This window comes from Bacillus sp. BD59S, assembly GCF_007363175.1.
Taxonomy (GTDB): domain Bacteria; phylum Bacillota; class Bacilli; order Bacillales; family Bacillaceae_G; genus Bacillus_A; species Bacillus_A pacificus.
Genome location: NZ_CP034686.1, coordinates 4395444 through 4405511, shown reverse-complemented (window position 1 = coordinate 4405511; position 10068 = coordinate 4395444). Strand labels below are relative to the sequence as shown.

Sequence of the window (10068 nt, the reverse complement as noted above, 5' to 3'; positions counted from 1 at the left end):
AATATATTATAATAGAATGAAAAGAAAGAAATTTGGCAGAAAGGGAGGGTGGCGATGCAGGAGATGGTTACAGATTTTTTTGGACGCCCACTTCAAGATTTGCGTATATCTGTCATTGATCGTTGCAATTTTAGATGTACATATTGTATGCCAGCGGAAGTGTTTGGGCCAGATTATGCTTTTTTGAAAGATGAGTTTTTACTGACGTTTGATGAAATTGAGCGTTTGGCAAAACTATTTGTTAGCATCGGTGTACGAAAAATTAGACTTACTGGTGGCGAGCCACTACTTCGTAAAGATTTACCAAAACTTATTGCACGTCTCGTGAAAATTGACGGGCTGTTAGATATAGGGTTAACGACCAATGCAATTCATTTAACAAAGCAAGCAAAAGTATTAAAAGAAGCTGGATTACATAGAGTAAATGTTAGTTTGGATGCAATAGATGATGATGTATTTAAGGCTATTAATGGCCGGAATATTAATACGAAACCGGTTATAAAGGGAATTATAGCTGCAAAAGAGGCCGGGCTTGATGTAAAGGTAAACATGGTTGTGAAAAAAGGAATGAATGATCATCAAGTACTTCCGATGGCTGCGTATTTTAAAGAGCAAGGAATCTCGCTTAGGTTTATTGAGTTTATGGATGTTGGTAGTACAAATGGATGGAACTTTGATCAAGTCGTTACGAAGCGAGAGTTAATTGAGATGATTCATCGCGTGTATCCGCTTGAGCCAGCTGAAGCGCATTATTTTGGTGAAGTTGCGAAGCGATATCGTTACGTCGGAACAAATATTGAAGTCGGTTTTATTACTTCTGTTTCTGAGTCCTTTTGTTCCTCTTGTACGAGAGCGAGAATTTCAGCAGATGGAAAGTTTTATACTTGCTTATTTGCGACAGAAGGACTCGATCTAAGGGAACTTCTTAGAGGGAATCTTTCAGATGAGGAGTTAGTAAGCGTTATACAAGATGTATGGATGAATAGAAAAGATAGGTATTCGGATGAACGGACAGAAGAAAGTGCAAAAAATCGTCCGAAAATTGAAATGTCTTATATAGGAGGATAAGAAAGGGGGCTATCGTATGCAGGAGCGATATTCAAGGCAAATATTATTTTCTGGTGTTGGAGAAGAAGGACAGAGAAAAATTAGAGAGAAGCATGTTCTTATTATTGGTGCGGGAGCTCTTGGTGCAGCAAATGCAGAAGTGATTGTTAGAGCAGGTGTTGGAAAAATAACAATTGCAGACCGTGATTATGTAGAGTGGAGTAATTTACAAAGGCAACAATTATATACAGAAGAAGATGCAACGCAGTATAAACCGAAGGCGGTAGCAGCCGCAGAGCATTTAAAAGCGATTAATTCTGAGGTGGAAATAAATCCGGTTGTGACGGATGTAACAGTGCAGGAAATGGAAGAGCTAGTGAATGGTGTAGATTTAATATTAGATGCGACAGATAATTTTGAAACGCGTCTTCTTATTAATGATATTTCACAAAAATATAATATTCCGTGGATATATGGTGGCTGTGTCGGAAGCTACGGAGTAACGTATACAATTTTACCAGGAAAAACACCGTGTTTCCGCTGTTTAATGGAGCATCCGGCGAGCGGAGCAACATGTGATACGGCTGGTATTATACAGCCGGCAGTACAATTAGTAGTTGCGCATCAAATAACGGAAGCGCTGAAAATATTAGTAGAAGACTATGGGGCGCTTCGCGAAACGATGTTATCGTTTGATCTTTGGAATAATCAACAGATGGCATTTAAAGTGAATAGACAGAAAAAAGAAACGTGTTTATCTTGCGGAAGATTACGTACATATCCGAGTTTAACATTTGAAGCACAAACGAAAACAGAAGTTTTGTGTGGACGAAATACAGTACAAATCCGTCCAGGTGTGCGGAATGAATTTAATTTAGAAGAAATTAAAAAGCGCTTACAAAGAAGTGTGGATGTAAAAGCGACTCCGTATTTAGTATCGTTTCTAGTAGAGGAATTTCGTTTTGTTTTATTTACAGATGGTAGAGCGTTTATTCATGGGACGAATGATATAAATGTAGCAAAACGTTTATATGCAAGATATATAGGTTGAACCTAAAGGGAAACCCTTTAGGTTCAATAGGGAGAAGATTAAGACTTTCTCGTATAACCTCCACTTTTTCCACCTGTTTTTTCAAGTAAGTACGTTTCGCCAATAATCATACCTTTATCAACAGCTTTACACATATCGTACACGGTAAGAGCGGTAGCGGAAGCAGCTGTTAAAGCTTCCATTTCAACACCGGTGCTACCTTCTGTTTTGACTTTTACTTCAATAAGTAATCGATATTGTTCTTCGGATTGTTTCCAATCGAAAGAAACGTCAACACCTTTTAATAATAAAGGATGGCACATTGGGATAATATCAGAAGTGCGTTTTGCAGCCATAATACCAGCGATTTGTGCAACTGCTAATACGTCACCTTTCCCGATTTCATTATGAGAGATTTTATCGTAAATTTCTTTTGTAACGACAATGCTAGAGCACGCAATTGCTGTTCGAACGGTTGCTTTTTTGTCGCTTATATCAACCATTTTCGCGCGTCCTTGGTCATTAAAGTGTGTGAATGAAGACATGGAATTCCTCCTTGAAGTAATTTCTATTTAATATATAAAGTTTAATCGAGATAAAAAAAATTGCAAATATGGGGTGAGAAACGATGGTAGAAAAACGAATTCCGATTCAAGTTGCTGAGGCAGTAGAGAGAGTAATGGAATATGCGAAAATTGGTGAAGTAGAAGAGGTTTCTATTACGGAAAGTTACGGGAGAATTCTTGGGGAGGATGTTATCTCTGATCATGACGTTCCTCATTTTGATCGTTCTCCTTACGATGGTTTCGCAATTCGAGCGGAAGATACGAAAGAAGCGAATCAAGAGAATGCAATTCAGTTTGAAGTAATAGGAGAAATTGGGGCGGGGTCTGTTTTTCTAGATGCAGTAGGATCTTTTCAGGCGGTTCGTATTATGACAGGAGCAGCTATTCCAGCGGATTGTAATGCAGTCGTAATGCTAGAGCTGACGGAAGATTTTGAGAAGAACGGAAAAACATATATGAAGTTAAAGCGTCCGTTTCATAGTGGTGACAATGTGTCATTTAAAGGAGAAGATATAAAGCAAAATCAAGTTCTCGTTCAGAAAGGTGTTGCAATCAATCCAGGTGTTGCGGCCTTATTAGCGACGTTTGGATATAGTACTGTGAAAGTTGTAAAACAGCCTGTTGTTGGTATTGTGACGACAGGAAGTGAATTGTTAGAAGTACATGAGTCGTTACAGCCGGGGAAAATTAGAAATAGTAACTCTTATATGATTGCTGCTCAAATTATGAAAGCCGGAGGTAAAGTTCGGTATTATGGCCAACTTGCCGACGAGTTAGATGCATGTTTTACAGCTGTTCAATCAGCGATGGATGAAGTTGATATTTTAATTACGACAGGCGGTGTGTCGGTAGGAGATTATGACTACTTGCCAGCTATTTATGAAAGATTACAAGCGAATGTACTCTTTAATAAAATAGCGATGAGACCAGGAAGTGTAACGACCGTAGCTGAAGTTGATGGAAAGTTACTTTTCGGTTTATCAGGAAATCCGTCAGCTTGTTACGTAGGATTTGAGTTATTTGTGCATCCGGTTATAAAAACATATTTGTATGCGAAAGAACCTCACGTATATAGAGCAGATGCTATTTTACAAAAAGATTTTCCAAAGCCGAATCCGTTTACTCGTTTTGTAAGAGCAAAAGTGACAATCGTGGACGGGGCATTACAAGCGATGCCGGTCGGTTTAGATAAATCGAGTGCGGTATCTTCACTTGCAGATGCGAATGCTTTTATTGTGTTACCTGGAGGAACGAGAGGCTTCGAGGCAGGGATGAAAGTGTCTGTATTATTGTTAGAGCACGCTGAGGGATGTGATTGGCCATGGGCAAAGCCCCTTCAATCTTACAAATAGTAGGATATCAAAATAGCGGGAAAACAACACTTGTTGAGAAAATAGTGCATACGTTAGCTGAACGGAAAATGAAAGTTGCTACCATTAAACATCACGGGCACGGAGGTTTTCCAGAAGTAGCGCAAAAGGATAGTGAAAGGCACCGAAAGGCTGGTGCTGTTGTTAGTAGTGTAGAAGGCGCTGGATTCCTTTCGCTTTCGTCATTAAGAGAAAACTGGTCTTTGCAAGAAATTATTCGCTTATATGAGTTTTTCGAAGTAGATACAATTGTAATTGAGGGCTATAAAAAAGAGAGCTATCCGAAAGTAGTGTTACTTCGTTCTGCGGAAGACGTTGAACTTTTACATAACGTAGAGAATATAATAGCAGTTATTACGTGGTATGATGCTCCTGTAAACTTACGAGAAGAATATAAAGTATTTCATATAACAGAAGAAGAATTGTGCATAGACTGGTTTTTACAAACGGTAAGGAGTGCGAAATGACAAATACGTATTATGAAGTAATTGATACAGAAATTTTGGTTGAAGAGGTAGCGAAGAGAGTAATTCGCCGCGAATGTGGTGCTGTTACAACATTTATTGGAACGGTTAGAGAGTTTACGAAAGGGCGTCGTACATTATACTTAGAATATGTCGCTTATAAAACGATGGCAGAAAAGATGCTAGAGAAAATCGGATTAGAAGTGAAAGAGAAATGGCCAGGTACACACGTTGCGATTACACATCGCATTGGTACACTGCAAATTTCTGATATCGCGGTTGTTGTGGCTGTTTCAACGCCGCATCGTAAAGCGGCTTATGAAGCAAATGAATATATTATGGAGCGCATAAAACAAATTGTTCCGATTTGGAAAAAGGAGTTTTGGGAAGATGGAGACTCTTGGATTGGCGATCAATTAGAAAAAACGCCATATCCCGAGGGAGAGCCTGGGAAGGAGCTATAAGTATGATTCGAGTATTGTTATTTGCGAACTTGCAAGAAGAAGCAGGAAGAAGTGAATTACAAATGGAGAAAGAAAATATTACGGTTGCAGAGTTAAAAGATATTGTTGCAACTGAATATAATTTGCCAGTATCGGCACCAATTATGGTTGCGATTAATGAAGAGTATGCAAATGAAGATGATATGATTCAATCTGGTGATGTTGTTGCACTTATCCCACCAGTGAGCGGTGGTTAATATTGGATTTATTAAAACGACTTTCCTACATAGGGAAAGTCGTTTTTTTATGGCAGTTTTGAGAACACTAATGTATAGAACAAGGAGGGAACTATGAAAAAAATATGTGCAGTGATGGCAATGCTATGTGTGGCCTTTTTCTCTTCTCCAAGTGATTCTTTCGCGAAAGAATCAAGAGAACAACTTTTAGAGAGTGCATTATCGAATAGGTACTATTCAGTTATTAGGCAAGTGACAGAAGATCAATATGAATGTGCTTCAGTTATAAATATAAAGCGTCTCGGCAAAAACGGTGAGTTCGTTCCTAGATTTGAAATTACGCTACAATTTCTTACGTTCCAAGGTGCGCATAATCCGCCGAATGATAAAGTTACACTTACTTTGGAGGATCATTTAGATCACGTAAAGATAAAGAAAGTGGAACGGGAAAAGAATGTTTCTGGTGCTATTGCAGAAAAGGTTTGTGAACGTCAAAAAGAAAAAATAAAAGCTCACTCTACTGATTCAGAGTGATAACCTATGACATTTAGTAAAGAAAGGTAATGAGCGATGGATATATTTTTAGCGATTTTACCAGCTATATTTTGGGGAAGTATTGTGCTATTTAACGTGAAACTGGGCGGAGGGCCTTATAGCCAAACGCTCGGTACAACGCTTGGCGCACTTATTTTCTCAATTGTTGTTTATATTTTTATGAAACCAGTATTGACTCCTACTGTTATCGGAGTTGGTATTGTGTCAGGTTTATTTTGGGCGCTTGGTCAGGCGAATCAATTAAAAAGTATTGATTTAATGGGCGTTTCGAGGACGATGCCGATTTCAACAGGACTTCAATTAGTTGCGACGACTTTATTTGGAGTCATCGTATTTCATGAGTGGTCCACGACAATATCAGTCGTCCTTGGTGTATTAGCTCTCGTTTGTATTATTATCGGTGTTATTTTAACATCGCTTCAAAGTGAAGAAGAAAAGAGTGCAGAGCAAGCGGGCAATTTTAAAAAGGGCATTATCATTTTATTGATTTCAACAGTCGGTTATTTAGTTTACGTAGTAGTGATTAGACTATTTAAAGTAGATGGTTGGTCAGCTTTGTTGCCACAAGCAGTTGGTATGGTGTTAGGAGGGATTTTGCTTACGTTTAAACATCATCCATTTAATAAATATGCAATACGAAATATTATTCCAGGATTAATTTGGGCAGCTGGAAATATGTTTTTATTCATTTCGCAACCGCGTGTCGGAGTGGCAACAAGTTTCTCGCTATCGCAAATGGGAATTATTATTTCGACGCTTGGCGGGATTCTTATATTAGGTGAAAGAAAAACGAAACGCCAATTAACAGGGATTGTTGTCGGTATTGTTTTTATTATCGCAGCCGGAATTATGTTAGGTATAGCGAAAAGTTAAAGGAGGTATGGAAATGTATAGTGATTTAGAAGGAAAAGTTGTCGTTATTACAGGATCAGCAACTGGTCTTGGAAGAGCGATGGGGGTAAGGTTTGCAAGGGAGAAAGCGAAAGTAGTGATTAACTATCGTTCACGAGAATCAGAAGCGAATGATGTGTTAGAAGAAATTAAAAAGGTAGGCGGAGAGGCGATTGCTGTAAAAGGTGATGTAACGGTTGAATCAGATGTGGTGAATCTCATTCAATCTGCTGTAAAAGAGTTTGGTACGCTTGACGTTATGATTAATAATGCCGGGATAGAAAATGCGGTACCATCGCATGAAATGCCACTTGAAGACTGGAATAGGGTAATTAACACAAATTTAACAGGTGCTTTTTTAGGAAGCCGTGAAGCGATTAAATATTTTGTAGAACATGATATTAAAGGATCTGTCATTAATATGTCTAGTGTTCATGAGAAAATCCCGTGGCCCTTATTTGTGCACTATGCAGCAAGTAAGGGTGGTATTAAACTGATGACAGAAACGTTAGCGATGGAATATGCGCCAAAAGGTATTCGAGTAAATAATATAGGACCAGGTGCAATTAATACGCCGATCAATGCAGAAAAGTTTGCTGATCCTAAAAAACGTGCTGATGTAGAAAGTATGATACCGATGGGGTACATTGGAAAACCAGAAGAAATTGCAGCAGTCGCAACGTGGCTCGCTTCTTCAGAGGCGAGTTATGTAACTGGAATTACGCTATTTGCAGATGGTGGAATGACGTTATATCCATCGTTTCAAGCTGGGCGTGGGTAATATAAAAGGACGAAGAGATAAAACTCTTCGTCCTTTTTTTACAAAAAAAAAATAGCGACCAGCTATTTTAAATTTAGTGATTAATTGTGTCTTGAAGATATTCTGTTGCTTGATGTTCAGAAACATTTTGTACGAGTGCAACTTCACTAATCATCATTTTTCGAGCGTTATCTAGCATTTGTTTTTCGCTCGCATTTAAAGCTCTCTCTTTATTGCGGCGAAGTAAATCCCGAACAACTTCTGCACTATCTTGCAGATTGCCGTTTTTCATTTTTTCCATATTCATTGTATATCTTTGTTTCCAGGAAAGTGATGTATCTGATTCCCCGTTTTGAAATTCAAGAAGTATATCATCTAACGTACCTTTATCTACGATATAACGAATACCTGATTTTTGTAATTGATCCATCGGAAGCATTACTTGCATATCTTTACTAATGATACGTATCACACAATATTGACGTGTTGTTCCTAATATTTCTTTCTCTTCAATGGCTTCGATGACTCCTGCGCCGTTCATTGGATAAACGATTTTATCACCAATTTGAAACAAATCATCCACCTCCATATGTGGTAACCATCTTTAATGATAGCATAAGGGGATGAAAATGTCAAATTTTATATAATACCATAATAATTATATTTGAGTCAATAAGTAAAAGCTCCTTTTATATATATTTTTTTGCTTTTACTTATTGATGATTTTGTTAGAAAAATAGTACAGGCGGAGAAAGGGGGGCATATCCACTTATTTTTAAGCATAAAATGTAAAATCGCTAATACAATATACCTAAATCCGTTCTTTGCAAAGGAGGGAGAGAAGGTGGGGCGCACAATAAAAATTGATATTACAAATAAAGTTGTAGCCAAATTTAGGCCAGATTATTTGGAATTATATACGAGTAAATTTATGATAGGTAAGTTTTATGTCTATACTGAAGGTAAAGAATATGTGTTAGAAGACGGATATATATATGAAGACGGAAAGTTTTATCGCATCATAGATACGCACCGTGGCAATAATCAAGCGGCGGAGGGCTGCGATCTAGGATGGTGTTAACATGATTCGTGTGAAAGTGTTTGATGAAAGTCACGAAAAAGACTTAGAAGACGCTGTAAATGTTTTTTTGAAAAAAATTGATGATAGTAACTTTGTAGATATTAAGTACCAAGTAGGTGTTTCTATTAATGATGACGAAAACCAAATTTATTGTTTTTCAGCAATGATCGTTTATAAAACATAAAAAAGAGCTGGCTCACCCAGCTCTTTTTTATGTTTTATGTTGGGACAACATGTGTCGGTAATACGTTCATAATAGATTGGGTTGTGCCTAATTTCTTCGTCGTTAAAAGAGGCTCCCCTGTCTGATGATTTTGGGCATCTTTACACATACCAAGGTGATAACGATCACCTAAAAATGGATCAATATAAAAACCGTTTTTGAATACTTTATCATTCGGATGTTTTTCATGGTGAATGTCAGAGCAGTTAATGCAATAGAACATAGCTTTCATCCCCTTTTTATTTTTGTTTGAAAAAGTGAGTCGGTAGTCATTTCGCTCCTAAGGAAATGTTGAGGAGAAGAGAAATAACTACCTACTCAAATGGTGGGCATATTCCTTCTGATTTTTCATATCTCGCGTAGTGTCCCTGAGGGAAGGAGGAGAGACGAAATACGCATGATATACGTAAGGCGCTTCTTCCAAGATGAATGATGGAGTTTCATGTTGAGAGAAGTTTTTATTTTTTGTTGCCTTTGTGAGTATATTATGAGGGAATGCTCAGAGGGTGTTTGTCCTGTTGAAAAAATGTTGAGAATTTCTCAACAGTAAAAAAGAGTTAGTGTTGACATGAAACTAAAAGGTGTTATATCATCGAAGTGTAACTAAAAGGTGTTATATTTGATTGCTGAATAAAGGAGAATGAAAATGGAACAACAAAATACATTAACTGACATTAAACAAACGATCGTTTTTAACGCGTCTATTCAAAAGGTGTGGAATGTAGTATCAACTGCAGAAGGGATTGCCTCATGGTTTATGCCAAATGATTTCGTATTAGAGGTAGGACATGAATTTCATGTGCAATCACCATTTGGACCATCACCATGTAAAGTATTAGAAATCGATGAGCCAAATCATCTATCTTTCTCATGGGATACAGATGGCTGGGTTGTTTCATTTCATCTGAAAGACCTAGGAGATAATAAAACAGAATTTACGTTAATTCACGGCGGCTGGAAACAACCTGATGAAATTCTTCCGAAAGCGAATGCGAAGAGCTCTATTATTCGCGATAGAATGAGCGGAGGCTGGGTAGCGATTGTAAATGAAAAACTGAAAAAGGTTGTCGAAGGCTAAGTGGCCTCATCAGCAGCGAAATATGATGTGTTTCAAGCAATTGCTGATCCAACCCGCCGAGAAGTAATACGGTTATTAAGTGATAAAGAGTTACCGATTTCCAAAATAACGGATCATTTTCCGATGAGTCGTACTGCGGTTGTAAAGCACCTTCATATTCTTTCAGAAGCGAATTTAGTAAGCGGAAGAAAAAGCGGAAGAGAGAAGATATATCGCTTGCATCCAGAACCATTAGAGGAATTACAACAGTGGCTCTCGTATTATGAACGTTTTTGGGATAATAAATTGTCCATGTTGAAACATATTGTGGAGAATGAAGAGTAA

The 10068-nt window shown here is 37.8% G+C and carries 16 protein-coding genes; 13 read left to right on the top strand and 3 right to left on the bottom strand.

Translation table 11 applies throughout. The features are described 5' to 3' along the window. The first annotated feature begins 54 nt into the window (after positions 1-54). Positions 55-1068: a GTP 3',8-cyclase MoaA gene (gene moaA, locus EKQ63_RS25150; RefSeq protein ID WP_087996608.1), complete on the top strand. Its 1014-nt coding sequence runs from the start codon at positions 55-57 to the stop codon at positions 1066-1068. A gap of 16 nt (positions 1069-1084) precedes the next feature. Continuing rightward, positions 1085-2098 carry a molybdopterin-synthase adenylyltransferase MoeB gene (locus EKQ63_RS25145; protein ID WP_087954051.1) on the top strand — a complete coding sequence of 338 codons (1014 nt, stop codon included), beginning with the start codon at positions 1085-1087 and terminating at the stop codon, positions 2096-2098. Between the two features lie 38 nt (positions 2099-2136). Here the strand turns inward: EKQ63_RS25145 and moaC are convergent, their stop codons facing one another. Further along, positions 2137-2622 (bottom strand): cyclic pyranopterin monophosphate synthase MoaC, encoded by a 486-nt coding sequence (gene moaC, locus EKQ63_RS25140; RefSeq protein ID WP_087954052.1) that lies wholly within the window; start codon positions 2620-2622, stop codon positions 2137-2139. Positions 2623-2705: 83 nt separating this feature from the next. Here moaC and moeA point away from each other — a divergent pair, with 83 nt between their 5' ends. The 7 genes from moeA to EKQ63_RS25105 all read left to right on the top strand — a co-directional run bounded on the left by moeA (position 2706) and on the right by EKQ63_RS25105 (position 7383). Next, positions 2706-3995: a molybdopterin molybdotransferase MoeA gene (moeA, locus tag EKQ63_RS25135; RefSeq protein WP_143881603.1), complete on the top strand. Its 1290-nt coding sequence runs from the start codon at positions 2706-2708 to the stop codon at positions 3993-3995. Beyond that, a complete protein-coding gene (gene mobB / locus EKQ63_RS25130; protein ID WP_143881602.1) occupies positions 3965-4480 on the top strand; it encodes a molybdopterin-guanine dinucleotide biosynthesis protein B in 516 nt (171 codons plus the stop codon). The genes moeA and mobB overlap by 31 nt, the downstream gene beginning before the upstream one ends. After that, complete coding sequence (gene moaE / locus EKQ63_RS25125) at positions 4477-4941, top strand: molybdopterin synthase catalytic subunit MoaE (RefSeq protein ID WP_087954055.1); 465 nt, start codon at positions 4477-4479, stop codon at positions 4939-4941. Before mobB ends, moaE begins: the two co-directional genes overlap by 4 nt. A 2-nt stretch (positions 4942-4943) precedes the next feature. Next, positions 4944-5177, top strand: coding sequence for a molybdopterin converting factor subunit 1 (gene moaD, locus EKQ63_RS25120; RefSeq protein ID WP_087954056.1), 234 nt, complete (start codon positions 4944-4946; stop codon positions 5175-5177). 93 nt (positions 5178-5270) lie between these two features. Next, positions 5271-5690 (top strand): DUF3888 domain-containing protein, encoded by a 420-nt coding sequence (locus EKQ63_RS25115; RefSeq protein WP_087954057.1) that lies wholly within the window; start codon positions 5271-5273, stop codon positions 5688-5690. 36 nt (positions 5691-5726) lie between these two features. Next, positions 5727-6584: a glucose uptake protein GlcU gene (gene glcU / locus EKQ63_RS25110; RefSeq protein WP_071743045.1), complete on the top strand. Its 858-nt coding sequence runs from the start codon at positions 5727-5729 to the stop codon at positions 6582-6584. A 13-nt stretch (positions 6585-6597) separates the two neighbouring features. Further along, the gene (locus EKQ63_RS25105; RefSeq protein WP_138320943.1) at positions 6598-7383 is read left to right on the top strand and encodes a glucose 1-dehydrogenase; all 786 of its coding nucleotides are present in this window, start codon (positions 6598-6600) and stop codon (positions 7381-7383) included. Between the two features lie 73 nt (positions 7384-7456). Here the strand turns inward: EKQ63_RS25105 and EKQ63_RS25100 are convergent, their stop codons facing one another. Then, entirely contained in the window at positions 7457-7951 is a 495-nt protein-coding gene (locus tag EKQ63_RS25100) for a CarD family transcriptional regulator (protein WP_001993652.1), read from the bottom strand. Between the two features lie 255 nt (positions 7952-8206). Between EKQ63_RS25100 and EKQ63_RS25095 the strand changes: the two genes are divergently transcribed. Together EKQ63_RS25095 and EKQ63_RS25090 are read left to right on the top strand one after the other, a co-directional pair. Continuing rightward, positions 8207-8443 carry a DUF2553 family protein gene (locus tag EKQ63_RS25095; protein WP_000533799.1) on the top strand — a complete coding sequence of 79 codons (237 nt, stop codon included), beginning with the start codon at positions 8207-8209 and terminating at the stop codon, positions 8441-8443. Position 8444: 1 nt separating this feature from the next. Continuing rightward, positions 8445-8627: a sporulation protein Cse60 gene (locus EKQ63_RS25090; protein WP_000621752.1), complete on the top strand. Its 183-nt coding sequence runs from the start codon at positions 8445-8447 to the stop codon at positions 8625-8627. A 34-nt stretch (positions 8628-8661) separates the two neighbouring features. On the opposite strand, the gene EKQ63_RS25085 is transcribed toward EKQ63_RS25090, so the two are convergent. Continuing rightward, positions 8662-8889, bottom strand: a complete 228-nt coding sequence (locus EKQ63_RS25085) for a DUF3973 domain-containing protein (protein WP_048551376.1) — start codon at positions 8887-8889, stop codon at positions 8662-8664. Between the two features lie 423 nt (positions 8890-9312). On the opposite strand from EKQ63_RS25085, the gene EKQ63_RS25075 reads away from it, so the two are divergent. Continuing rightward, positions 9313-9744, top strand: a complete 432-nt coding sequence (locus EKQ63_RS25075; RefSeq protein WP_087954059.1) for an SRPBCC family protein — start codon at positions 9313-9315, stop codon at positions 9742-9744. Continuing rightward, positions 9745-10068 (top strand): ArsR/SmtB family transcription factor, encoded by a 324-nt coding sequence (locus EKQ63_RS25070; protein WP_087954060.1) that lies wholly within the window; start codon positions 9745-9747, stop codon positions 10066-10068.